Annotated in this window: 23 protein-coding genes; 12 read left to right on the top strand and 11 right to left on the bottom strand. The window is 57.3% G+C overall.

Annotation, left to right across the window (positions count from 1 at the left end; all coding sequences use genetic code 11):
• The 10 genes from GOV38_RS14595 to coxB form a co-directional block, all read right to left on the bottom strand.
• Entirely contained in the window at window positions 1-819 is an 819-nt protein-coding gene (locus GOV38_RS14595; RefSeq protein ID WP_171209513.1) for an MBL fold metallo-hydrolase, read from the bottom strand.
• A 102-nt stretch (window positions 820-921) separates the two neighbouring features.
• On the bottom strand, window positions 922-1,506 hold the full coding sequence (locus GOV38_RS14600) for a GNAT family N-acetyltransferase (protein WP_171209624.1): 585 nt from the start codon (window positions 1,504-1,506) through the stop codon (window positions 922-924).
• A complete protein-coding gene (locus tag GOV38_RS14605) occupies window positions 1,506-2,768 on the bottom strand; it encodes a pitrilysin family protein (protein ID WP_171131454.1) in 1,263 nt (420 codons plus the stop codon). The genes GOV38_RS14600 and GOV38_RS14605 overlap by 1 nt, the downstream gene beginning before the upstream one ends.
• Window positions 2,765-4,153, bottom strand: coding sequence for a threonine synthase (thrC, locus tag GOV38_RS14610; protein WP_171209512.1), 1,389 nt, complete (start codon window positions 4,151-4,153; stop codon window positions 2,765-2,767). The genes GOV38_RS14605 and thrC overlap by 4 nt, the downstream gene beginning before the upstream one ends.
• The gene (locus GOV38_RS14615) at window positions 4,150-4,827 is read right to left on the bottom strand and encodes an SURF1 family protein (RefSeq protein ID WP_171209511.1); all 678 of its coding nucleotides are present in this window, start codon (window positions 4,825-4,827) and stop codon (window positions 4,150-4,152) included. Before GOV38_RS14615 ends, thrC begins: the two co-directional genes overlap by 4 nt.
• Window positions 4,828-4,985: 158 nt before the next feature.
• The gene (locus tag GOV38_RS14620) at window positions 4,986-5,801 is read right to left on the bottom strand and encodes a cytochrome c oxidase subunit 3 (protein ID WP_171100348.1); all 816 of its coding nucleotides are present in this window, start codon (window positions 5,799-5,801) and stop codon (window positions 4,986-4,988) included.
• A gap of 22 nt (window positions 5,802-5,823) precedes the next feature.
• Complete coding sequence (locus GOV38_RS14625) at window positions 5,824-6,399, bottom strand: cytochrome c oxidase assembly protein (RefSeq protein ID WP_171131457.1); 576 nt, start codon at window positions 6,397-6,399, stop codon at window positions 5,824-5,826.
• Window positions 6,399-6,560, bottom strand: a complete 162-nt coding sequence (locus GOV38_RS14630; RefSeq protein ID WP_171131458.1) for a hypothetical protein — start codon at window positions 6,558-6,560, stop codon at window positions 6,399-6,401. Before GOV38_RS14630 ends, GOV38_RS14625 begins: the two co-directional genes overlap by 1 nt.
• A complete protein-coding gene (cyoE, locus tag GOV38_RS14635; RefSeq protein ID WP_171209510.1) occupies window positions 6,557-7,507 on the bottom strand; it encodes a heme o synthase in 951 nt (316 codons plus the stop codon). The genes GOV38_RS14630 and cyoE overlap by 4 nt, the downstream gene beginning before the upstream one ends.
• Before the next feature lie 84 nt (window positions 7,508-7,591).
• The gene (coxB, locus tag GOV38_RS14640) at window positions 7,592-8,503 is read right to left on the bottom strand and encodes a cytochrome c oxidase subunit II (protein ID WP_171100355.1); all 912 of its coding nucleotides are present in this window, start codon (window positions 8,501-8,503) and stop codon (window positions 7,592-7,594) included.
• Window positions 8,504-8,679: 176 nt separating this feature from the next.
• On the opposite strand from coxB, the gene tldD reads away from it, so the two are divergent.
• The 5 genes from tldD (at window position 8,680) to GOV38_RS14665 (ending at window position 15,656) form a co-directional block, all read left to right on the top strand.
• Window positions 8,680-10,101: a metalloprotease TldD gene (tldD, locus tag GOV38_RS14645; protein ID WP_171209509.1), complete on the top strand. Its 1,422-nt coding sequence runs from the start codon at window positions 8,680-8,682 to the stop codon at window positions 10,099-10,101.
• Between the two features lie 208 nt (window positions 10,102-10,309).
• The gene (dprA, locus tag GOV38_RS14650) at window positions 10,310-11,434 is read left to right on the top strand and encodes a DNA-processing protein DprA (RefSeq protein ID WP_171209508.1); all 1,125 of its coding nucleotides are present in this window, start codon (window positions 10,310-10,312) and stop codon (window positions 11,432-11,434) included.
• Window positions 11,435-11,614: 180 nt separating this feature from the next.
• Complete coding sequence (gene topA / locus GOV38_RS14655) at window positions 11,615-14,233, top strand: type I DNA topoisomerase (RefSeq protein WP_171209507.1); 2,619 nt, start codon at window positions 11,615-11,617, stop codon at window positions 14,231-14,233.
• Between the two features lie 92 nt (window positions 14,234-14,325).
• Entirely contained in the window at window positions 14,326-15,030 is a 705-nt protein-coding gene (locus GOV38_RS14660) for a CoA transferase subunit A (RefSeq protein WP_171209506.1), read from the top strand.
• The gene (locus GOV38_RS14665) at window positions 15,030-15,656 is read left to right on the top strand and encodes a CoA transferase subunit B (protein WP_171100365.1); all 627 of its coding nucleotides are present in this window, start codon (window positions 15,030-15,032) and stop codon (window positions 15,654-15,656) included. Before GOV38_RS14660 ends, GOV38_RS14665 begins: the two co-directional genes overlap by 1 nt.
• A 53-nt stretch (window positions 15,657-15,709) precedes the next feature.
• On the opposite strand, the gene GOV38_RS14670 is transcribed toward GOV38_RS14665, so the two are convergent.
• On the bottom strand, window positions 15,710-16,576 hold the full coding sequence (locus tag GOV38_RS14670) for a lytic transglycosylase domain-containing protein (protein ID WP_171100367.1): 867 nt from the start codon (window positions 16,574-16,576) through the stop codon (window positions 15,710-15,712).
• A gap of 348 nt (window positions 16,577-16,924) precedes the next feature.
• Between GOV38_RS14670 and GOV38_RS14675 the strand changes: the two genes are divergently transcribed.
• The 7 genes from GOV38_RS14675 (at window position 16,925) to GOV38_RS14705 (ending at window position 23,572) form a co-directional block, all read left to right on the top strand.
• Window positions 16,925-17,128 (top strand): hypothetical protein, encoded by a 204-nt coding sequence (locus GOV38_RS14675; protein WP_171100369.1) that lies wholly within the window; start codon window positions 16,925-16,927, stop codon window positions 17,126-17,128.
• Window positions 17,129-17,216: 88 nt separating this feature from the next.
• A complete protein-coding gene (locus tag GOV38_RS14680; RefSeq protein WP_171100371.1) occupies window positions 17,217-17,411 on the top strand; it encodes a hypothetical protein in 195 nt (64 codons plus the stop codon).
• Window positions 17,412-17,559: 148 nt separating this feature from the next.
• Window positions 17,560-18,441 (top strand): Flp pilus assembly protein CpaB, encoded by an 882-nt coding sequence (cpaB, locus tag GOV38_RS14685; RefSeq protein WP_171100373.1) that lies wholly within the window; start codon window positions 17,560-17,562, stop codon window positions 18,439-18,441.
• Between the two features lie 194 nt (window positions 18,442-18,635).
• Entirely contained in the window at window positions 18,636-20,042 is a 1,407-nt protein-coding gene (locus GOV38_RS14690) for a type II and III secretion system protein family protein (protein WP_171100375.1), read from the top strand.
• Between the two features lie 16 nt (window positions 20,043-20,058).
• Window positions 20,059-20,682 (top strand): OmpA family protein, encoded by a 624-nt coding sequence (locus GOV38_RS14695; protein WP_171100377.1) that lies wholly within the window; start codon window positions 20,059-20,061, stop codon window positions 20,680-20,682.
• 206 nt (window positions 20,683-20,888) lie between these two features.
• Window positions 20,889-22,118 carry an AAA family ATPase gene (locus GOV38_RS14700; RefSeq protein WP_171209505.1) on the top strand — a complete coding sequence of 410 codons (1,230 nt, stop codon included), beginning with the start codon at window positions 20,889-20,891 and terminating at the stop codon, window positions 22,116-22,118.
• A 17-nt stretch (window positions 22,119-22,135) separates the two neighbouring features.
• Window positions 22,136-23,572, top strand: coding sequence for a CpaF family protein (locus GOV38_RS14705; RefSeq protein WP_171209504.1), 1,437 nt, complete (start codon window positions 22,136-22,138; stop codon window positions 23,570-23,572).
• The last annotated feature ends 5 nt before the right edge of the window (window positions 23,573-23,577 follow it).

Genomic DNA, 23,577 nt, shown 5'->3' on the forward strand with positions numbered 1-23,577 from the left:
CTATTCCAGATCGATCAGATATTGCGGCTCAAGCACCACGACAGTGGGGCGGTCCGGCAAGCTGCGCAATGACACCACAAGTTCTGACGCACCGGACCGTTCAACAGGAAAATCCTCGCGGATCTCCACCAGGAACCGGTCCAGCGAAAAGCTCGAAAACCAGTGCATCGGAATGATGACCGAGCTTTTCAGCCGCCGCAACACCGTCACCATCTCGGGCAAGGGCATGGTCGTGCCGCCATCGACCGCGGCCATGACCACATCCAGACGCCCAAGCGCTGCAAATTGCTCATCCGACGGCACGTGATGCAGATGCCCAAGATGCCCGATACACAAACCTTCAACCTCGAACACGAAAATCGAATTGCCGCGCTCTTCAACGCCACCATAGCTTGATCTGATATCGGTCGAGACATTGCGCACCAGCATCTCGCCCAGATCCAGGTAATGATCGATGCCCTGCCCAAATTCGCCCCATCCCGGTAGGACATGCGGGATAGCCGGATCGGGATTGGCGGTCCAATGGGTGCTGTGGGCGTGGTTCATTGTCACCACATCCGGGATCAGATTCGCGCCACCGATAAAGCCTGTGAAATCGGTGACTGCGTTCAATCCGCCCTGCGTCTGAATCAGAAAAGACGCATGAGCAACATAGCTGATCCGCACCGAAAATTCCGGCACGGGGTCTGTCCAGGCCGCCTTGTGAATGTATTCAATCCCCGGCGCGGCATCAGCGATGGCAATGCAATGGCTCGGTCGCCGTTCCTGCGCCGAAGCCCCGCCCGATATCACCATCAATGCCACAACCAACCAGCGCATGATCAGAGTGTAGCGCAGAATCCCGGCAAGTCATGTCCCTTGTTCATCTGGCCCAAAATATCCAAGGGGAAGTCGCGGCCCGCCGCGACGGGGTAGAGCCGCCTAGCCCGCATCCGTCCGACCCCGACGGTCGGACCGAAGGCTTGCATAGAGCACATGGGTGCGCCAGCGGCCATTGATCTGCAAATACGACTGCGCAACGCCCTCGTATTTGAAGCCCGAGCTTTCCAACAATCCGCGAGAGGCCTTGTTTTCAGGCAGACACGCCGCCTCGACCCGGCTCAGGTCCAGGCGGGTAAACGCGTGATGCACCACTGCGCCAATGGCTTCGCGCATATATCCCTGGCGGGCATAGGTCTGCCCCGTCCAATACCCCAAAGTGCCCGCCTGCGCTGGCCCCCGCCGGATATTGTCCAGTGTGATCGCTCCCAACAACACATTGTCGCTGCGCCGAAACAGAAATAACGGGATCGCTGTCCCGCTCGCCACAGATCGCTGCGCCCAATAGACCCGGTTGGTAAAGGATTTACGGCTCAGATGATCCTTGGCCCAAACCGGCTCCCACGGCACCAGATAATCCTTTGAGCTGCGGCGAAGCGCGGCCCATTCGTTGAAATCCGAGTGAATGGGCGGGCGCAAGCTCAGGCGCTCGGTTTCGAGTTTCAGCTTGCGTCGGCCCAGAAGCATCACGCCGCGCGCCTCTCCTGCAAGTCCGCCAGTGAAGGAGCGCCCGAGATCGGACCGTAAAGCGCCAGCGCCGCTGGGGCTTGGGCTGCCATGACCTCGGCGAAGCTGCGTACATCATCGGTACTCACCGCGTCTATTTTGGCCACGGTGTCCTCAAGCGACGGGACTCGCCCCCAGATCTGCACCAGTCGCGCCAGCCGTTCGGCCCGGTTCGATGGGCTTTCAAGCCCCATCAACATTCCAGCCTTCATCTGCGCGCGCGCCCGCGCGACCTCTTGGGCGCTCATGTCATCGGCTGCGCGTTTCATCTCATCAATGGTGATCGTCGCCAATTCTGCCACCTGATCGGCGGATGTTCCCGCATAGATCGTGGTGGTTCCGGTATCGGCATAAGCCCCGGTCTGCGCAAAAATCGTATAGCAGAGCCCCCGGCTTTCACGCACTTCCTGAAACAAGCGCGAAGACATACCGCCACCCAAAGCGGTCGAATAGATCTGCGCCGTATAGATCCCGTCATCGCGATATCCCGGGCTCTCAAGCGCTAGCGCAAAATGCGCCTGTTCCAGATCCTTTTCCTGCCGTGCTTCGCCGCCAGTAAAACGAGCGGTTTCAGCGATCAGACCTTTCCGAGGCTTTAGATGGCCAAACATTTCTTCGGCCATCGCCATCAGCGCATCATGATCCACCGCTCCGGCGGCAGACAGGATCATCTGCTCGGGCCCGTAGTGCTCTGCCACAAAGCCTGACAAATCCTCGCGCGAAAACGCGCTGACCCGCTCGGACGGGCCCAAAATGGTGCGTCCTAAGGGTTGATCGTGATAGCTCTGCTCTTGCAGCCAGTCAAAGATCACATCGTCGGGCGTGTCATAGGCCTGACCGATCTCCTGCAGGATCACACCACGCTCAACCTCGATCTCGCGCGGGTCAAAGACCGGGTTCAACACGATATCGCCGATCACATCCATGGCCAGCGCCACATCGTCCTTCAGAACGCGCGCATAATAGGCGGTCACCTCGCGTGAGGTATAGGCGTTGATATAGCCGCCCACATCCTCGATCGCCTCAGCGATTTGCAGAGCCGAGCGCCGCTCGGTTCCCTTGAACGCCATATGCTCAAGGAAGTGGGCGATCCCGTTCTGCTCGATCCTCTCATGCCGTCCCCCGGCGGTCACCCAGATGCCGATGGCTGCCGATTGCAGCCCCGGCATATGTTCACTGACGATCCGAAAGCCGTTCTTCAATTGGTCTTGTCTGACAGTCACTCAGCGATATGCCTTCTGATATGATCCTCAAGGGTGCCCAGATCATTGGCGATGCGGGTCACCCGTTCCGGACGTTCATACAGATCAGACATGCGGGAGGGAAGAGGCGGATGCACGCCGCTCGCCTCCTCAACCGCTGCCGGGAATTTCGCCGGGTGCGCTGTGGCCAGCGTGATCATCGGGACATCCGCCCTGCGCTGTTCTTCGGCAACCTTGATACCCACTGCGGTATGCGGGCAAACCAGTTCCGCGCTGTTGGCCAGCGTGTGCTTGATGGTCGCCAGCGTCTCGTTCTCAGATACCCGGCCCGAGTCAAAGCTTTCGCGCAGCGCCTGCATCGCGCCTTGGCTCACGTTGAAGCCGCCGGTTTTCAGCTCATCCATCAACTGCGCAACAGCGCTGCCATCCTCACCATAGGCATAATACAGCGCCCGTTCGAAATTCGAGCTGACCTGAATATCCATCGACGGGCTGATCGACGGGATCGTGTCACCTTTGAAATAGCCCTCACCCGACAAGCACCGATGCAGAATGTCGTTCTGATTGGTGGCCACAACCAAGCGGTCGATGGGCAGGCCCATGCGTTTGGCCAGATAACCTGCAAAAATGTCACCGAAATTGCCGGTGGGTACGGTAAAGCTGACCTTGCGATGCGGTGCGCCCAGGCTAACCGCCGCCGAGAAATAATACACGATCTGCGCCAGAACGCGGGCAAAGTTGATCGAGTTCACACCCGCCAGTTTCACCTCATCCCGGAAATCAAAATCGTTGAACATGTCTTTCAGCGCAGCCTGGCAATCATCAAAGTCACCGTCCACGGCCAGCGCATGGACATTGCTGTCTGCCGGCGTTGTCATCTGACGACGCTGCACCTCGGACACGCGGCCATGCGGGTAAAGAATGAACACATCCACCGCATCCAGCCCCCGAAAGGCCTCGATCGCCGCTGATCCCGTATCGCCGCTGGTCGCGCCCACAATGGTTACTCGGTCGCCGCGCCGCTTCAGCGCCACCTGAAACAGCTGGCCGATCAGCTGCATGGCGAAATCTTTGAAGGCCAGTGTCGGCCCGTGGAACAGCTCCAACAGGAAATGGTTCTCGTTCAGCTGCTTCAACGGCGCGCGCGCATCATGACCGAAGACTTGATAGGCCCGTGCAATGATTTCCTTAAACTCATCTTCCCCGAACGAGCCGCTGACATAGGGCCACATCACCCGAAATGCGATCTCTTCATAGGGCAGGCCGGCCAAAGCCGCGATCTCGTCCTGGCGCATCACCGGGATTTCAGCTGGCAGGTACAAGCCGCCATCACGGGCCAGACCGGTCAGCATCGCTTCTTCAAATGTCAGTTCGGGCGCCTGCCCACGGGTCGAGATGTATTTCATAGCGCGTTACTCTCAGAATTGGCGCGACTGCGCCACAGGAAGTATCCGGTCATCGCGGCCCAAACCAGGGCCAGCCCAAACCAGGTGATTGCATATTGCAGGTGATCATTGGGGATACCGGCCGTGTCCACGGGCAGAGGGATCACGCCCGGATCGGTCTCAGATCGAGCGATCAGCAGCACTGGCTCGGTCCCCAATGCGGCGGCCAATGCGGGCACGTCGCGGGCGAACCAGATGTTGCCTTCAATATCCGCGTCCGGCGTGTAGCTGTCGATCTCATTCGGCCAGTGCAGATTGCCGGTGACCTCCATCGCTCCAACCAGACGCGCCGCTTCCTTGGCGGTGGTTGGGACAAAGCCACGATCCACCAAAACGGTGCGGTCGCCACTACGGAAAGGCGCGACGATGCGATACCCCGGACCGACCTGCTTGACCGAGACCAGCACATGCACCTCGCCCGGCAGCATCTCACCGGTCAGGGCAACAGGAAGGTACCGGTCCCGTTCAGGCTGTGGTGCTATAGGCAGGCCCACCGGGTTACCGGATATGCGCGCCTCGATCTCGGCCAGAATGCCTTGCTTCCAAGCCAGCCGTTGCACCTGCCAGACGCCCAGCGACAGCAGAATGCCCAGACCGGTCAGTCCGAAGATCAGCAAGAACAGAAGGCGGCGCATTCGAAGACCATGTATCAAAGCCGGAATCGGCGTCTTGTTAAGGGCGCAGTGCAATGATTTGCAACAACGCAATTGTATCGGGCGCAATCTTGCGCCCTGATAGAGAAAAAGCCGCCCCTGCCTGGGGCGGCTTTTGCATTTGAACAGCCCATCCGGCGTTACATCAGCGGGGCCTGACCCCAGATGTATACGGCAAAGAACAGGAACAACCAGACGACGTCGACGAAGTGCCAGTACCAGGCAGCAGCCTCGAAGCCCACATGTTTCTCTGGCGTGAAATCGCCCTTGAGCGCCCGGATCAGGCAGACAGACAGGAAGATCGTCCCGATGATCACATGCGCGCCGTGGAACCCGGTGGCCATGAAGAAGTTCGAATAGAACTGATCGCCGCCGAAGACCCAACCCTCATGGGCCAGCAATTCATAGTACTCAAAGGCTTGCAACGCGGTGAAGGCGATGCCCAACACGATACCAATCGCCAGACCATTGATCAGCGCCTTGCGGTCATTGTCATGCACAAGCGCATGGTGCGCCCAGGTGATCGCACACCCCGACAACAGCAGAACCAGCGTGTTGATCAGCGGCAGGTGGAACGGGTCAACCGCGTGAATATCCGGCTGGATATATTCGGTGCCCGCATAGTCGTACATCGGATACATGCGATGTTTGAAGAACGACCAGAACCAGGCGAAGAAGAACATCACCTCGGACATCACGAACAGGATAAAGCCATAGCGCAACCCGATGCGCACAACCGGCGTGTGATCACCCTGACGGCTTTCGACCACCACTTCGGACCACCAGGCGAACATGGTGTAAAGAACACCAACAAGGCCCATCCAGAAGATCCATGGGGTAATCCCGTGCATCCACAGAACGGCTCCGAACAGCATCACAAATCCGGCTACCGCGCCGACCAATGGCCAGATCGACGGGGCCAGAATGTGATAATCATGGTTTTTTGCGTGTGCCATCAGCGTCCCTCACCTACAGGCGTTAGTTCGTGTTTGTATCAGCCTGCGTCTCAAGGGCGGCATAGCCCTCGGGCAGGTCAATTTCGTAGAATGTATACGACAGTGTGATCGTATGCACATATTTGGCTTCCAGATCTTCAACCAGTTCCGGGTCAACGAAGAAGCTGACCGGCATCTCGACCCGCTCGCCGGGTTGCAAGACCTGCTCTTCAAAGCAGAAGCAGGCGATCTTTTGGAAATAACCACCGGCAGAATACGGCGCTACGTTGTACGACGCCTGCCCCGCAATCGGTCTGTCGGTCGGATTGTAGGCCTCGTAAAACGCCAATCCGGTTTCGCCGATGCGGACCTCCATCTCGCGTTCCACGGGTTTGAACTCCCAAGCCATGTCTTTGGCTTTCGAAGCGTCAAAGCGCACAGTGATGGTGCGGTCAAGGATGTCCTCGGGCGCCGCCTCGGCCACGCCTGTCGTGCCACCAAAGCCGGTCACCCGGCAGAACCAGTCGTAGAACGGGACCGCTGCCCATGCCAGGCTGCCCATCAACAGGACCAGCCCCACTGTTTGAGCAACCGTTTTCTGAGGACCAGACAGAGCCATCAGTTTTGAACCTCTTGCGTTGCCATTCCAAAATCGGTGCCCGAGACCTTTACGACCGTCAGGCCGAAGATAATCACGATAAACGCCGCCAGCGTCAGGCCAACGCCCAGATTGCGACTAAACCGGCGTTGATGCAGCTCATGCGATTTGCGCAGGCTCATAACCAGCCTCCCAGACCGTAAGGCTTCAGCAGCGCCTCGACCAGAATCGCGCCAAAATGCAGGAAGAGATATAGCAGCGACAGCTTGAAGAAACTGCGTTCGACCTTGAAGTTATCAGCTTCGGAATCCGCTTCGGTCCGGCGCGAAATCTGCCAGGCGCCCCGCAAGAACAGTGCGTTCAAGATCAAAGCGACAGCCAGATAAATCGGTCCGCCGATGCCCGAGAACCCCGTACCAATCGCCAAAACCGCCAGCAGAACCGTATAGATCAGGATATGCGTACGGGTCGCCCGGCGACCATGGGTCACCGTCAGCATCGGGACGCCCGCATCGTCATAGTCCGAGCGCATGAACAGTGCCAAGGCCCAGAAATGCGGCGGTGTCCACATGAAGGTCAGGGCGAACATGAGCCAAGGCTCAAGCGTCATGGATCCGGTGGCCGCGACCCATCCGATCACCGGCGGGAAGGCCCCTGCCGCGCCACCGATCACGATGTTCTGTGGCGTCGTACGCTTGAGCCACATGGTATAGATCACGACGTAGAAAAAGATGGTGAAGGCCAGGAACGCGCCTGCAAACCAGTTGGTCGCCAGTCCCAGCATGATCACAGACAGACCGGACAGAGCCAACCCGAGTGCCAGCGCTTCGCCCTCGTCCACCTTGCCCGAAGGGATTGGACGCCCCTTTGTGCGCTTCATGACCCGGTCGATATCCGCGTCCCACCACATGTTCAGCGCGCCCGAGGCGCCGCCGCCGATGGCGATGAACAGGATCGCGCAAAAGCCCACAATCGGATGCACGGGCACCGGCGCCGCCAACAGGCCGACCAGCGCGGTAAACACCACAAGCGACATCACGCGCGGCTTGAGCAGCGCGAAATAGTCGCCAAAGCCGGCCTCATCCGCCTGGGCGGGTGCTGTGCTGGCATTGATGCTTGCGTCGGTCATTTCCGGTCCTTCTGAGGCGAAAGCTGCGCGATCCCCCGCGCAGCCCGTTAGCTGTGTCAGGTGGCCTGCGCCACTCTGTTCGATTTAGTTCGCCGCAACCTGATAGCTCTGCGGCAGGCCCGCATATTCATCAATCGCGCCCTGCAGCCATTCTTCATAGGCTTCTTCGCTCACCACTTTGACTGTGATTGGCATGTAGGCATGATCCTTGCCGCACAGTTCCGAGCACTGGCCGAAATAGATGCCTTCACGGTCCGCTTCGAACCACAGCTCGGCCAGGCGACCCGGAACACCATCCTGTTTCACCCCAAAGGATGGGATGGTCCAGGAATGAATCACGTCCGATGCGGTGACCTGCATGACGATGACCTTACCCACAGGGACAACAACCGCGGTGTCGGTGGCCAGCAGCCACTCATCGTCGCTGTACCCCGCATCTGCAAGTTTGGCGCGCATCGCGTCGTCCAGCACAAACGGCGTCACATCTGCATCAGCCGGGCGCGCGCCTTCGTCCAGGGTTGCCGGGTGACCCAGCAGATAGCTGTCGAAGGCAAAGTCGTGATCGACATACTCATAGGTCCAGTACCACTGGTTGCCGACCACCTTGATAACAACATCGCCTTCCGGAATTTCCTGCTGTTTGAACAGCACCGGCAGCGAAAACGCCCCGATGAAGACCAGAATCAGAACCGGGCCCAGGGTCCAGGCGATCTCGACCGGAGTGTAGTGCGAGAATCGCGCAGGCGTCGGATTTGCGCGCTGGTTGTAGCGCACGATGCAATAGACCAGCAGGGCTGCAACAAAGACGCAGATCAAGGTGATGATCACCAAAAGCATGTTGTCCAGCCGGTGAATTCCGGTGGCCAGATCCGTGGCTGCAGGCTGGAAACCCATACCGCCATCCACCGGTTTGCCAATAATCTCAAGCTCCTGAGCCATGGCGGGAAGGCTGGAGAGGGCTGCCATAAGCCCCGAAAGCATCAAAGCATTCTTCATGTTCTGTCCTGATCGTTTGATCTTTGCGTCTCTGGCGAAAAGATGTGAATCGGTCACACCTCACCCGTTGTCTTTGGCCGCGTTAAAAACCATATTCCTGCGGGTAGATAAAGCAAAATGCTTGCGTCAAACAGACGCTATTTTTGATCTGGATCAAACCGGAAAGGTCCCGCCCCATGTCCAACGACCCGTTTCGCCCATTTGAAAGCGCCCTGCCACTGGACGAAGCCCTGTCTGTTTTGCAGGCAGCAACGGACGGCGCAGAAGACGGAGATCTGTTTGTCGAACGGCGGAAATCCGAATCTCTGGTCTTTGACGATGGGCGATTGCGCAACGCGTCTTATGACGCGTCCGAGGGATTCGGTCTGCGTGCGGTCCAGGGTGAAGTTGCCGGGTATGCGCATTCCACCGACGTTTCGATGGCGGCACTGAAGCGGGCGGCTGAAACCGCACGACTGGCGGTGGGCGATGGCGGCGGCAGCCTGGCCGAAGCGCCGCGCCCGACCAACACGCGGCTTTACACCGATCAGGATCCGATCGAGTCCGCTGATTTCCCGGTCAAGATCGAAACCTTGCGCGCTATTGACGCCTTTGCACGTGACCTCGACTCACGTGTCGTGCAGGTCAGCGCAACGATCATGGCTTCCGTGCAAGAGGTCCAGATCCTGCGCCCCGATGGCGTGTTGGTGCAAGACACGCGTCCGATGACCCGGCTGAATGTCTCGGTCATTGTCGAACAGGATGGTCGCCGCGAAAGCGGATCGGCGGGTGGCGGTGGGCGTGTTGGTCTGGACGGGCTGATTGATCCGGCCGATTGGCAGGACAAGGCCCGCGAAGCGCTGCGTATTGCACTGGTCAACCTCGACGCTGTCCCCGCCCCTGCTGGTGTGATGGAGGTCGCGTTGGGCCCCGGCTGGCCTGGAATATTGCTGCATGAGGCCATTGGTCATGGGCTGGAAGGCGACTTCAACCGCAAGGGCAGCTCGGCCTTTGCAGGGCTGATGGGGCAGCAGATCGCCTCGAAAGGTGTAACTGTTGTAGATGACGGAACCATCGCGGACCGTCGCGGCTCGATCACCGTGGATGATGAAGGCACGCCCAGCGCGCGCACTGTACTTATCGAAGACGGTATCCTGACCGGATATATGCAAGATCGCCAGAACGCACGCTTGATGGGTGTTGCCCCCACCGGTAACGGACGCCGCCAAAGCTATGCCCACAAGCCCATGCCACGTATGACCAACACGATCATGCTGGGTGGAGACGCAGACCCCGCATCGCTGGTGGCCGATATCAAGGACGGCATATGGGCTGTGGGCTTTGGCGGCGGTCAGGTCGATATCACCAATGGCAAGTTCGTGTTTTCCTGCACCGAGGCGTATCGCGTCGAAAATGGCAAGATCGGCGCACCGGTCAAAGGCGCAACGCTGATCGGAGACGGCCCCTCGGCCCTCAAACGCATCCGGGGCCTGGGCAACGACATGGCTTTGGACCCCGGTATGGGAACCTGCGGCAAAGACGGCCAATGGGTGCCTGTGGGTGTGGGGCAGCCAACCGTTTTGATGGACGGGCTGACTGTCGGCGGATCGGCGACCTAATCGCGCAGCGGCACAGGGTTATCCTTGTGCCGCTATGTGCCTTTGCCTGCGGCCCGAAAAGATTCTTTGGAAGAAACTCTTTTCTTTTCAATGCATTGCGCCGACTCACCTCCTCTCACATTAGAATTTTCGGTTAAAACTTTCCAAGATTCACAAGCTGTTAACCCCGAATCCCGTAAACCGGTTTTGCAATCAGGCGGAGCAACGGATGACCGAGGAGCAGCTTTCTTCCAATCACCCCCCACTCGCACCCACCACGGAAGAGGATCGGTTTTCGTGGCTCCGTCTGTTGCGCTCGCGCAAGGTTGGTCCGGCGACATTTCGCAGGCTACTGCGCGAACATGGCTCGGCGCAGAACGCGCTGGCCGCGCTGCCCGAAATGGCACGCGCAGCCGGAATCGAAGGGTATGAAATTTGCCCTCCCGGCGTGATTGAGGCGGAACTCAAGGCCGCAAAAGCCGCCAAAGCGCGGCTTTTGTGCCTTGGCGCTTCCGATTTCCCAGACGCGTTGAATGATCTCAGCGACGCGCCTCCGATGCTTTGGGCGCTCGGCGATACATCTCTGTTGCGAAATACTGCGGTCGCCATGGTCGGTGCGCGGAACTGTTCGTCTCTGGGTGCACGCATGGCCAGGGGATTGGCGACAGATCTTGGCGGCAAAGGTCATGTGATCGTGTCAGGTCTGGCGCGCGGTATTGATACCGCGGCGCATCTGGCGGCGCTTGAGACCGGTACAATTGCCGTCATGGCAGGCGGCGTTGATGTGATCTATCCCGCTGAAAACACCGATCTGGCCCACAAGATCGCGCAACAGGGACTACGCCTGTCGGAACAGCCCATGGGCGTGACACCGCAGGCCCGGCATTTCCCGCGCCGCAACCGGATCATCTCGGGTCTGGCGCGCGCGGTGGTGGTGGTTGAGGCCGCCGCCAAATCCGGCAGCCTGATCACCGCACGGGATGCTTTGGATCAGGGGCGCGAGGTGCTGGCGGTTCCCGGCCATCCCTTTGATGCGCGGGCGGCAGGATGCAACATGCTGATTCGCGACGGCGCAACCCTCGTGCGCTCGGCGGATGATGTTATTGAAGCCCTGCCAGCGCAGGCTGAACTCTTTGCTGAGCCTCAGCCTGCGATACCGACGCCGGCCCCCAAACCCGCGCACGCCATACACACGCAGATACTTGATCGTCTTGGCCCCTCACCCATCGCCGAAGACCAATTGCTCCGTGATATCGCAGCGACGGCCGGGGAACTGGGTCCGGCATTGGTCGATCTTGAACTAGAGGGCCGAATCCAACGTCAGCCCGGAGGCCTCCTGTCTTTGGCCGGTTGATCAACCCGGTGTGATATTCCCGGCCTGGCGCCCCGACACGGCGATGATAGCATCAATAGTGCGCTGAAATCACGCCGCTTTTCACACAGTAAAAGGAACGCATTGACAATTCTGTCTTGCCCCACACATTTTGCACCACCATAGAAGGCGCCCATTTCGTCGAGCGAGGATTCCCCTTAAATGCCCGTAGTTGTTGTAGAATCTCCGGCCAAAGCAAAAACAATCAATAAATATCTCGGCCCTGACTACACGGTTCTGGCCTCGTATGGCCATGTGCGGGACCTGCCCCCAAAGGACGGATCGGTCGATCCCGTCCACGAATTTTCGATGAAGTGGGAGGTTGGCAATGACAGTCGCAAACATGTAAAAGCCATCGCGGATGCGCTGAAAGAAGACAACGCCCTGATCCTCGCCACCGACCCTGATCGTGAGGGTGAGGCGATCAGCTGGCACCTGCAAGAAGCGCTGACCAAGCGCCGCTCGATAAAGAAAGACACACCGGTCAGCCGCGTGACCTTTAACGCGATCACCAAGGAAGCCGTGACCGAGGCGATGCGCAACCCGCGCGAGGTGGATATGCCTCTGGTCGAGGCCTATCTGGCCCGGCGCGCACTAGATTATCTGGTGGGGTTCAACCTGTCCCCGGTTCTGTGGCGCAAATTGCCCGGTGCGAAATCCGCCGGTCGTGTGCAATCGGTCTGTCTGCGTCTGATCGTCGAACGCGAGATGGAAATCGAGGCGTTCAAACCGGTTGAATACTGGTCAGTCAAGGCGCTGTTCGAAACCCCGCGCGGCCAGACTTATGAGGCGCGTTTGGTCACCATGGCCGGGAAAAAGCTGGACAAACATGATCTGGCCAACGCGACCCAGGCGGAATTGGCGGTTCAGGCCATCACCAGCCGCGCGCTCAGCGTGACCTCGGTCGAGGCCAAGCCCGCCGCGCGCAATCCCAGCGCGCCCTTCATGACCTCGACCCTGCAACAGGAAGCCAGCCGCAAGTTCGGCATGGGCGCACGCCACGCGATGCAGGTGGCACAACGGCTCTATGAGGCAGGATATATCACCTATATGCGGACCGATGGCATCGACATGGCGCCCGAGGCCGTGGCTGCCGCGCGTGATGCAATCGCCGACCGCTATGGCAGCGAGTATGTGCCCGACAGCCCGCGTATCTATAAGAACAAGGCCAAGAACGCGCAGGAAGCGCATGAATGTATCCGCCCAACCGATATGACTCGCGATGCCAAGGCCCTGAAAGTGACGGATGAGGATCAGCGCAAGCTTTATGACCTGATCTGGAAACGCACCATCGCCTGTCAGATGGCCGCCGCCCGGCTGGAACGCACCACGGTCGAGATTGGCAGCGAAGACGGTCAGGTGGGTCTGCGCGCGACGGGTCAGGTTGTTCTGTTTGACGGGTTCATGCGCGTCTATGAAGAAGGCCGCGACGATGTGGTCGATGATGATGACAAGCGCCTGCCGCAGATCATGCAAGGCGACCCGGCGAAATTCGCCAAGACCTCACTGAAAGACCAATTCACCAAGGCAGAAGACAAGGCCGCGATCCTGTCCGACAATGAGGCCGTTCTGGCCCTGCAACACCATACCCAACCCCCGCCGCGCTATACCGAGGCCACTCTGGTCAAACGGATGGAGGAGTTGGGCATCGGGCGACCGTCGACCTATGCCTCGATCGTGACAACGATTCAGGACCGCGAATATGTGCGCAAAGACAAGAACCGGCTGATCCCCGAGGAAAAGGGCCGGATCGTCACGATCTTTTTGCTGAACTTCTTCCGCCAATATGTGGGCTATGAATTCACCGCCAACCTGGAAGAAGAGCTGGATGATGTCAGCGCCGGTGATCGAGACTATAAAGACCTTCTGGGTAAATTCTGGCGCGATTTCTCAGCTGCGATTGGTGAAACCTCGGAACTGCGAATCTCGGAAGTTCTGGACAAACTGGACGAGGCGCTGGCCCCGCAGTTGTATCCGCCGCGCGAGGACGGATCTGATCCGCGCGTCTGTCCCAAATGCGGTGTGGGTCAGCTGCATCTGAAAACCTCGCGCACCGGCGGGTTTGTCGGCTGTGGCAATTACCCTGAATGCACCTATACCCGCCCAATTGCTGGCGAAGGGGCCGAAGGCGATGAGCGGCTGCTGGGCGAAGATGCAGGTGATGAGATCTGGCTGAAATCCGGTCGGTTTGGGCCTTATGTTCAACGTGGAGAGCCAACGCCCGAGAACAAGAAACCCCCGCGCGCCTCGCTGCCGCGCGGCTGGAGCAAGGACGACATGGATCTGGACAAGGCGCTGACGCTTCTGTCCCTACCCCGCCAGATTGGTGAACACCCCGAAGGCGGCATGATCAGTTCGAATTTCGGACGGTTCGGCCCCTATCTGATGCACCAACTGCCCGACGAGGCGAAACCGGTCTATGCCAACCTCAAAGATCCGAACGACGTGTTCGAGATCGGGATGAACCGCGCCGTCGAACTTCTGGCCGAGAAACGCGCCAATCCGGGTCGCGGTCGCCGGGCCGCTGCGAAACCGTTGAAAGAACTGGGCGAGCATCCCGATGGCGGTGCCATGCAGGTGCTGGACGGGCGTTATGGGCCCTACGTCAAATGGGAGAAGGTCAACGCCACGATCCCCAAGGACATCAAGCCCGAGGACGTGACGCAGGAAATGGCCATCGAACTGGTCAATGAACGCGCGGCCAAGAAAGGTACCAAGAAAAAGGCAGCGCCAAAAAAGAAGGCCGCTGCGAAGAAGACCACTAAGAAAGCTGCGGAATAGGTAGAAATACCACCCTACCCCCGGTTTCGTTGACTTCCCCGTGACGTGGCGGCACAACTCGGCGCAACACCACGTCACTGGGGGAGTTTTACATGAAGAAAATCTACGACACTGCCACTGAGGCGCTCGATGGCGTGATCTCGGATGGTATGCTGATCGCTGCGGGCGGGTTTGGCCTGTGCGGTATCCCGGAATTGCTGCTGGAAGCAATCAAGCAATCGGGTGCGAAGAATTTGACCTTTGCCTCAAACAACGCAGGTGTGGATGATTTCGGCATCGGCATCTTGCTGCAGACCAAGCAGGTCAAGAAGATGATCAGCTCTTACGTGGGCGAAAACGCGGAATTCATGCGTCAGTACCTTAGTGGAGAGCTTGAGCTGGAGTTCAACCCACAAGGCACTTTGGCCGAGCGGATGCGCGCCGGTGGTGCTGGGATCCCCGGCTTTTACACCAAGACGGGTGTGGGCACTGTTATTGCCGAAGGCAAAGAGCACAAAGAGTTCAACGGCGAGACTTACATTATGGAAGAAGGCATCTTTGCCGATCTCGCCATTGTAAAAGCCTGGAAAGCCGATGACACCGGCAACCTGATCTTCCGCAAGACCGCGCGCAACTTCAACGTGCCCGCAGCGACCTGTGGCAAGATTTGTATCGCTGAAGTCGAAGAGATTGTTCCGCGCGGATCGCTGGATCCCGACGCGATCCACCTGCCTGGCATCTATGTGCACCGCATCATTCAAGGCAGCCACGAAAAGCGCATCGAACAGCGCACCACTCGTAAGAAAGAGGATGCATAATGCCCTGGGATCGTAATCAGATGGCCGCCCGCGCGGCGCAAGAGCTTGAAGACGGCATGTATGTGAACCTGGGCATCGGGATTCCGACGCTCGTCGCCAACTATGTGGGCGACAAGGACATTACGCTGCAATCCGAGAACGGCATGCTGGGCATGGGTCCCTTCCCATTTGAAGGTGAGGAAGATCCAGACCTGATCAATGCGGGCAAGCAGACGATCACCGAATTGTCACGCACCTCGTATTTCGACAGCGCAACTTCGTTTGGCATGATCCGGGGGGGCAAAATCGCTGCCGCCGTTTTGGGCGCCATGGAAGTTGATGAAGAGGGCGATTTGGCGAACTGGATGATTCCCGGCGTTCTTGTCAAAGGCATGGGCGGGGCGATGGACCTGGTTGCCGGTGTTGGTCGCGTGATTGTGGTGATGGATCACACCAACAAGCACGGCAAATCCAAACTGCTGAAGAAATGCACTCTGCCGCTGACCGGCAAGAAAGTTGTGAACCGTATCATCACCAATCTGGGTGTACTGGATGTCGTCGAAGGTGGTTTGAAGATCGTCGAACTCGCCGAAGGGGTGACCGAGGATCAAATTCGCGAGGCAACCGAAGCAAATCTGGTCAACTGATCCGCTTTGCCTCCACCAATAGAGAAGGCCCGCCTTTTTGTGCGGGCCTTTTTTCAGTTCAGTCCCTGAAAGACGCAACCATCCGAGATGTATTGAGGCGGCGTGGTGCAAAGAGCCCGAGCCACCTGAAAGGCCGCAAGAACCTTGGGCACATAATCTCGGGTTTCAGCATAGGGTGGAACCCCGCTGTGTTTGCGCACTGCCCCTTCGCCCGCATTGTAACCCGCTAGAACAAGAATCGGGTCGTTGCCGAATTCTTCCATCAACCAGTTCAGGTATTTCACACCGCCCGCAATGTTCTGATCGGGCTTCAGGCTGTCACTGACCCCAAATCGTGAGGCGGTTGCGGGCATCAATTGCATCAATCCCTGCGCCCCGGCGGAGCTGACAGCGTCTGCCCGTCCCGCAGATTCGACCGAAATAACCGCAAGCACCAAAGCCGGAGACACGTTTGTTCCCACTGTCGAACGCAGAATATCAACGCCGCGCTGCTGCGCGATGTCTTGCAAGCTTTGCAGCCTTGGTGACGAGACGTTGACATGAGACAGCGCCTGAATCGCTGAGCTCAAACGCTCGGCACTGGCGCGGTCGATCTCTGGCGACACACGATTCCAGAACGCTTTATAAGACCCGACCGGCTTGCTGGCTTTGCCCGGCAAAACGAAGTCAGGTGGCGGCGCTTTTGCCCGCGCGATGATTTCGGGCACGATGAGTTCAGCGCCGGTACTTGGCGCAGACGGTTTCGCCGCGTGTTCTTCTGGCGTTATCTGTATCGTTACACGAGGGCTTGTCCCCGGTGCCGGTGCCTTGATGCGCTTATAGACGCCACGTGGTTCTTGTTCGGTCGCCGATACCGAAATTGCCCCTGCAATGGGCAACAACGCTGCTGAAGCGCAAATCAGCGCTTTGCGAAATAACATTTGCCTGCCTCGAATGTTCTTTTTGCTCATTTAGAACCCTGAAACACCACTCGACGCCAGTAAAACATCCCAGAATGGGGCAGTTTCGCCTCATTTGCCGCTATTTTGCATCGCTTCTCAGGAGTCTTTAAGAAAATATGAAAATATTTCCCTATATTTTTCAGCCACTTAATCATCTCAAAGGAAAAAAATCGCGTCTTTTTCCAAAAAAATTGCGTTTGGCCCAATTCCTGCCACGCGCAACAGGCAAACATTGGGTCATACCGAGACGATCGGGAGCGGACTGAGAGAGAAAGCTCTGAAAGACGCCTAGGTTATTACTTTTTGATCCTTTAGGAGGGACGTAACATGATCAAGTTCATCAAGAACTTCCGCAAAGACGAAGACGGTGCTGTGACCGTTGACTGGGTCGTACTGACCGCTGCTGTTGTTGCTCTGGCAGCAATCGCTTACAACCAGATCAGCGCTGGTGCCAGCGACCTGGCCGGTGACGTAAGCACCGCTCTGACAGATACCACAGTAACTGCGCCGAACTTCACACCTTCGCCGTAATATCAGCAACAGCTGAAACATGAATTTGGGGGTCGCGCCTTTGCCAAGGCGGGACCCCTACTTATTAGCCCAGGATGGTAGCGAAACGATGTTGGTAAAATTTATTGATTTCTTCCAATCCGAAGACGGCGCTGTCACTGTCGATTGGGTGGTCTTAACCGCCGGGATCGTCGGACTTGCAGGCCTAACCTATACTCAGTTGAACGGGTCTCTACAGGAGCTTGATGAAAAAACCGGTAGTGCGCTGGAGAATGTACAGGTCGTGCAACTCAAATTCGACTAGAGCCTAGAGGCTCAGCACACCTTTTTATGACCTAAAAACACTGCGCATTGTCCCCTTTTTCGACACAATTCCAGATTACGGTTGTCTATGAGCCAAAGCGGCAATGATCGCCGTTTGAAGTGAAACAACATTAGGTAACGAGGAACAAATGCGAGCTGTTTTTGGACTTGTTCTGATCATCGGGGTCGCGTTGGCCGGTGGTGCTGTATATCTAGCACGCGACTATATTACAAAAACCCGCGCGCAGCAGGCTTACGAGCTGCGGCAACGCGAAGAAGCACTTGCGAATGCACAGGCCGGGCTTGTCCCAACTGTCGAGGTAATCGTTTCGAATCGGTCACTCCGCTACGGTGAAAAACTGGTCGCAGAAGATGTCCGCACCGTGCGCTGGCCCGAAGACGCGATTCCCGAGGGTGCATTCGTGGACATGAGCGTCCTGTTCCCGGACGACGCTAACAAGGATCGCTTTGTTCTGCGAGCGATGGAAAAAGACGAAGCGCTGCTTGCCGTAAAGGTCACGCGACCTGGCGAAGCTGCCGGGCTAACATCCCAACTTGAAAAAGGTATGCGCGCCTTTGCCATCAGCGTCGATGTCGCATCAGGTGTTTCGGGCTTTCTGCGTCCTGGTGACCGTGTAGATGTCTACTGGACAGGGTCGGTCCAAGGGCTTGGACAAGGCGTCGCCGGTGAAATCACCCGTTTGATTCAAACAAATATCGAATTGATTGCGGTGGACCAGACAGCTGGATCGGATCTGACGGGCGCGACAATCGCACGAACCGTAACCGTGGCAGCGACATCTGAACAGATTGCTGCTCTGGCGCAGGCGCAAAACACAGGACGTATGTCGCTGGCGCTTGTTGGGTTCCAAGACGAAGAGGTCGCGAGCGCGGTAGAAGTCGATCAGCGCAAACTGTTGGATATCAAAGAAGCCGCACCGGCGCCCGCTCCAGTGCCCGAGCGTGTCTGCACGATCAAAACCCGCCGCGGCGGAGAGATCGTCGAGACTCCGATCCCCTGCACAAATTGACGTCAATTCAACCCGTTAACGTTATTGGGCCGCGCTTCTTGCGCGGCTCTCTCTTTTAGGTTGTTGCGGATTGTCCACATAAGGAAAACTCCGGAAACCATTGATTATTGCAATAAATCCAGATTCATCGCAGGCTCCGCTCACATAGGGCATTAGACCCATATAACAGAGTGGTGATCGGAGAGGCAGGTCACATGACAATACGTTCCTGGATCAGCGCAACCCTGCTGGGGTTGTCGCTAGTTGTGGGCCCAATCGGCGATGCCGCTTGGGCTGAAACCCTTCGCGTGGTCAAGAAAGGGACAGCGGAAACGCTGGAAGTTCCCGTCAACCGCGCGATTGTAGTAGAAAGCGAGCAGCCGTTTGCAGAGCTTAGCATTGCAAACGCCGGTATCGCTGACATTTCTTCGCTATCAGATCGGACGATCTATGTGCTGGGTAAGACACCTGGCCTTACGACGCTGACATTGTTCGATGGCGCAGGCAACCTTCTGGCCAATGTTCGGGTGCGTGTTGCACCGGATGTGACAGAGTTTAAAGAGCGGCTTCGCCAAATTCTGCCAAACGAGCAGATCGAAGTGCGCACAGCCAATGACGGTATCGTGCTATCCGGTACGGTTTCCAGCAGCGCACGTCTGGCACGTGCACTGGAATTGGCCGAACGGTATGCGCCCGAGCGTGTATCCAACCTGATGAGCGTCGCTGGTGTTCAGCAGGTGATGCTGAAAGTCCGCTTTGCCGAGATGAACCGGTCGGTCGCCAAAAGCCTGACCGCATCGCTTGGCTTTGGCGGAACTGACGCATCAGGCGGCTTTAATACCCTGAACAACCAAGGTGCATTGAGCAACGCTTTGAACAACAACATTCCGTTTGTTCAAACGAATACCGGCGCTATCCTCTTCGGGTTTGGCGCGGGCTCTACTCAAGTCCGGTTGTTGCTCGAAGCGCTTGAAAACAAAGGGCTGGCGCGCAGCTTGGCGGAACCGAACCTGTCTGCCCTTTCTGGGCAAGAGGCCGAGTTCCTGGCCGGTGGTGAGGTTCCGATCCCGGTTCCGCAAGATGATGGTGTGGTCGCAATTGAATACCGGCAGTTTGGTGTTCAGCTTCTGTTCGTTCCACGCGTTGTCGACGGAGACCTGATCAACTTGGAACTGGGCGCAACCGTGTCCAGCATCGACCCGAACTCGACCTTCACCATCAATGGTGACAACGTTCCAAGCTTTATTGTGCGGCAAACGCGGACAACCGTTGAACTGCGCGATGGTGAAAGCTTTGCGATTGCTGGGTTGATCCAAGATGACTTCGCAGATCTGAGCGCACAAGTTCCATGGCTCGGTGACGTTCCTGTGTTGGGTGCACTGTTCCGCAGTTCGCAATACCAGCGTGAACAGAGTGAATTGATCATCATCGTAACAGCGCATCTGGTCACGCCGACACGCGGTGAGGCGCTTGCCCTGCCGACAGATCGGGTGAAACCGCCCAGCGAGTTTGACCTGTTCGTCAACGGGCGCGTCGCCAGAACCGAACGTCTTGGCAATGGTGCCGCGTCAGAGATCGCCAATCAAGATTTCGGCAGCTCATACGGCTACGTGCTGGATTAATTGGAGGGTAAGACCAATGAATAAGTGGATTATTACACTCGGTCTTTCAGTCGCGATCGCTGGCTGCACACGTGAAGCAGGATTTGAGATTGATCAGGGCACTTTTGGCAACGCCACCTTGAACAATATCCAAGTTCAAAGCGGAGAACTGTCCTACGCACAGATCCTTGGGCAACGCTTCGCTGCTGAGGTACCGACGCAAATCAACTTTGCTTTCAATAGCTCGCAGTTGGACGCGTCTGCACAGCAAATCCTGTTGCGCCAGGCCGATTGGATCAAACAGTTCCCCGAAGCACGCTTCCGCGTTTACGGGCACACGGATGCAGTTGGATCAAGCGGATACAACCAGGCTTTGGGGCAACGTCGCGCCAATGCCGCAGTTGCTTTCCTGACCCAACAGGGTATCTCGCGCTCGCGTCTGGAGGCAGCTGTTTCGTTTGGCAAATCGCGCCCACTGGTCGATACGCCCAATCGGGACCGTCGAAACCGCCGAACCGTAACCGAAGTCTCGGGTTTCGTCGACAGCCGCAACCAGCTGCTCGATGGCAAGTATGCTGAAGTCATTTATCGCGAATACGTCGAAAGCGCGAAAACAAAGAGTGACATTCAGAAACAAGAAGACGTCAATAGCGGCGAATAACACAATAAAATGAAATTGGGCGGCATCGTCGCCCAATTTCAAACAATTGGTTCTTTTGCGCCTAAATCTCGCCCAACTTCCACGCGACATTGCGAACAATAGGGTGACCTGCGGTTTAGATTGACCGCACCAGGGCGACAGCGAACCAGAACCTTCCCTACAGTTCAGCCGGTTTGCTCAGCCCTCTCGACGAGGATTGATTTAAGATGAGCGCAACGCCGCAAGATGATGACACCGCCATCCTGGCCTGCACAATCAGCCGGGATGTTCAGAATTTCGACCTTCTGATCGAAGACATGGAAGCCGCTCTGGGCGAACGCTGGGGCGATCTCGGTTTCGCCGAAGCCCTTGCTTTTTTCAGCCAACCCGAAGCCGAAGCGTTGGAGTTCGTAGCGCTGGCCATAGATGGTGATGACGAAGACAACCTCTCTTTGATGGGCGAGATCATCACTCAAGCAAAAGAAAAGAAGATCAAGGTTGTTCTGATCGCGGAAGACGTTACTCCAGCCTCATTGCACCAGCTTTTGCGCAAAGGCGCGGACGAATTTGTCCCCTACCCGCTTCCAGAAAACGAATTGCAAGAGGCAATCGATCGGATGAACCAGCCCGATCCGGTTGTCGTTCAGCAATCGGCGGTCGCGTTGGCCGAAAACTCGGCCAAAGAAGGCGCTTTGTTCGTTGTCCATGGGCTTGCTGGTGGCGTCGGGGCGACGACACTGGCCGTGAACCTTGCCTGGGAACTGGCTAATGTGTCGCCCAAAGACGGCCCAAGTGTTTGCCTGATCGATCTGGATTTGCAATACGGCACCGTTTCAACCTATCTCGACCTGCCACGCCATGAAGCTGTTTTCGAGATGCTCTCCGATACAGCATCGATGGATGAAGAATCCTTTGCCCAAGCGTTGCAGACATTTGACGACAAACTGGAAGTCTTGACTGCGCCGTCGGACATGGTTCCGCTGGACATCATTACGCCCGATGACATTCAAAAAGTTATCGATACAGCGCGCAGGCATTTCGACTATGTCATCGTGGATATGCCAAAAACGCTGGTTCACTGGTCCGAGACGGTGTTGCAGGCTGCACATGTTTACTTTGCTGTGATCGAACTGGACATGCGATCAGCCCAAAACGCGCTGCGCCTGAAACGCGCGCTGCAATCCGAAGAGCTTCCATTCAACAAATTACGCTTTGCGTTGAACCGGGCACCCAAGTTCACGGATCTCAACGGGAAAAGCCGGGTCAAACGTATGGGCGAAAGCCTTGGAATTTCCATCGATTTGCACCTGCCCGATGGCGGCAAGCCGGTCATGAACAGCGGTGACCATGGTCTGCCCTTGGAAAGCTCAGCGGCCAAAAACCCGTTGCGCAAAGAAATCGCCAAAATGGCTCAATCGCTTCATAGCCTTGGCAACAACGACGCTGAAGCCGCTTAACACGAGGGAGAGTCGCCGTGTTTTCAAGATACAAGAAGCCTTCCGACGCCCAACCGGTTCAGCAACCGCCTCAGGCGTCGGCTGCTGAGACAGCTGCGCCTCAAGCCACTGCAAACGCCGTCGTGCGCAAACCCGTTCAAAAGGTCAAAGGCGAAGTTGTCGGATCGGACAAAGAGCGCAAGCGGAAAGAGCGTTTGGGTGAAATCAAGCTAGAGCTGCACCGGGAACTGCTGGAAAACCTGAACCTGGCAGCCCTGGAAAACGCTGCAGAATCCGATCTGCGTGCTGAAATCAGTGCAATTGCCAGCGAAGTTCTGGAATCACGCAACATTATCCTGAACCGCGAAGACCGCACCCAGCTGAACAAAGAACTGTATGACGAAGTCACCGGTCTTGGTCCACTTGAGACCTTGCTTCAGGACGAGACTGTCAACGATATTCTGGTGAACGGTCCACAGCAGATCTTTGTGGAACGTGCCGGTAAGCTTGAAATCAGTGACATCACTTTCAAAGACGAAAAACACCTGATGCGGATCATCGACAAGATCGTATCCGCCGTGGGTCGTCGTGTTGATGAGTCGAACCCTTATGTGGACGCCCGTCTTGCCGATGGCTCGCGTTTCAACGCCATGGTCCCGCCGATTGCGGTTGATGGCTCGCTGGTGTCCATTCGTAAGTTTAAGAAAGACAAGCTGGGGATCGACGATCTGGTCAATTTCGGCGCGTTTACCGAGGAAATGGCGGCATATCTGCAGGCCGCAGTATCGACCCGCCTGAACATCATCGTGTCGGGTGGTACCGGTTCGGGTAAAACGACCACGCTGAACGCCTTGTCCAGCTTCATCGACGATGCAGAACGCATCCTGACCATCGAGGATACTGCGGAACTTCAACTGCAACAGACCCATGTTGGTAGGATGGAAAGCCGCCCGCCCAACGTGGAAGGCAAAGGTGAGGTCAGCCCACGTGATTGTCTGAAAAACGCTCTGCGTATGCGTCCCGACCGCATCATCGTGGGTGAGACGCGTGGCGCTGAGGTGATCGACATGTTGCAGGCCATGAACACCGGCCACGACGGTTCCATGACCACGATCCACGCCAACTCGGCCCGTGACGGCATCTCGCGTCTGGAAAACATGATCGCGATGGCCGGGATCGAAATGCCGATCAAGGCGGTCCGCAGCCAGATCTCAAGCGCTGTGAACCTGATCGTTCAGGCCAGCCGCTTGCAGGACGGCTCGCGCCGGATGACTTCCATCACTGAGATTACCGGGATGGAAGGTGATGTAATCTCGATGCAGGAAATCTTTAAATTTCAACGTGTTGGACTGACTCCCGACAATAAGATCATCGGTCATTTCACAGCCACCGGCGTGCGCAGCAACTTCTCTGAGCGCTTCCGCCTTTGGGGCTTTGACCTGCCCGCTTCGATCTATGACCCCACCACGATGTAGGAGAC

It is taken from the genome of Ruegeria sp. HKCCA5839 (assembly GCF_013035585.1).
GTDB lineage: Bacteria > Pseudomonadota > Alphaproteobacteria > Rhodobacterales > Rhodobacteraceae > Ruegeria.

Coding starts and splice junctions, on each gene's coding strand:
- GOV38_RS14595 (WP_171209513.1), bottom strand. CDS start 819: ATGCGCTGGTTGGTTGTGGCATTGATGGTGATATCGGGCGGGGCTTCG.
- GOV38_RS14600 (WP_171209624.1), bottom strand. CDS start 1,506: ATGCTTCTGGGCCGACGCAAGCTGAAACTCGAAACCGAGCGCCTGAGC.
- thrC (WP_171209512.1), bottom strand. CDS start 4,153: ATGAAATACATCTCGACCCGTGGGCAGGCGCCCGAACTGACATTTGAA.
- GOV38_RS14615 (WP_171209511.1), bottom strand. CDS start 4,827: ATGCGCCGCCTTCTGTTCTTGCTGATCTTCGGACTGACCGGTCTGGGC.
- GOV38_RS14620 (WP_171100348.1), bottom strand. CDS start 5,801: ATGGCACACGCAAAAAACCATGATTATCACATTCTGGCCCCGTCGATC.
- GOV38_RS14625 (WP_171131457.1), bottom strand. CDS start 6,399: ATGGCTCTGTCTGGTCCTCAGAAAACGGTTGCTCAAACAGTGGGGCTG.
- GOV38_RS14630 (WP_171131458.1), bottom strand. CDS start 6,560: ATGAGCCTGCGCAAATCGCATGAGCTGCATCAACGCCGGTTTAGTCGC.
- cyoE (WP_171209510.1), bottom strand. CDS start 7,507: ATGACCGACGCAAGCATCAATGCCAGCACAGCACCCGCCCAGGCGGAT.
- coxB (WP_171100355.1), bottom strand. CDS start 8,503: ATGAAGAATGCTTTGATGCTTTCGGGGCTTATGGCAGCCCTCTCCAGC.
- tldD (WP_171209509.1), top strand. CDS start 8,680: ATGTCCAACGACCCGTTTCGCCCATTTGAAAGCGCCCTGCCACTGGAC.
- dprA (WP_171209508.1), top strand. CDS start 10,310: ATGACCGAGGAGCAGCTTTCTTCCAATCACCCCCCACTCGCACCCACC.
- topA (WP_171209507.1), top strand. CDS start 11,615: ATGCCCGTAGTTGTTGTAGAATCTCCGGCCAAAGCAAAAACAATCAAT.
- GOV38_RS14660 (WP_171209506.1), top strand. CDS start 14,326: ATGAAGAAAATCTACGACACTGCCACTGAGGCGCTCGATGGCGTGATC.
- GOV38_RS14665 (WP_171100365.1), top strand. CDS start 15,030: ATGCCCTGGGATCGTAATCAGATGGCCGCCCGCGCGGCGCAAGAGCTT.
- GOV38_RS14670 (WP_171100367.1), bottom strand. CDS start 16,576: ATGTTATTTCGCAAAGCGCTGATTTGCGCTTCAGCAGCGTTGTTGCCC.
- GOV38_RS14675 (WP_171100369.1), top strand. CDS start 16,925: ATGATCAAGTTCATCAAGAACTTCCGCAAAGACGAAGACGGTGCTGTG.
- GOV38_RS14680 (WP_171100371.1), top strand. CDS start 17,217: ATGTTGGTAAAATTTATTGATTTCTTCCAATCCGAAGACGGCGCTGTC.
- cpaB (WP_171100373.1), top strand. CDS start 17,560: ATGCGAGCTGTTTTTGGACTTGTTCTGATCATCGGGGTCGCGTTGGCC.
- GOV38_RS14690 (WP_171100375.1), top strand. CDS start 18,636: ATGACAATACGTTCCTGGATCAGCGCAACCCTGCTGGGGTTGTCGCTA.
- GOV38_RS14695 (WP_171100377.1), top strand. CDS start 20,059: ATGAATAAGTGGATTATTACACTCGGTCTTTCAGTCGCGATCGCTGGC.
- GOV38_RS14700 (WP_171209505.1), top strand. CDS start 20,889: ATGAGCGCAACGCCGCAAGATGATGACACCGCCATCCTGGCCTGCACA.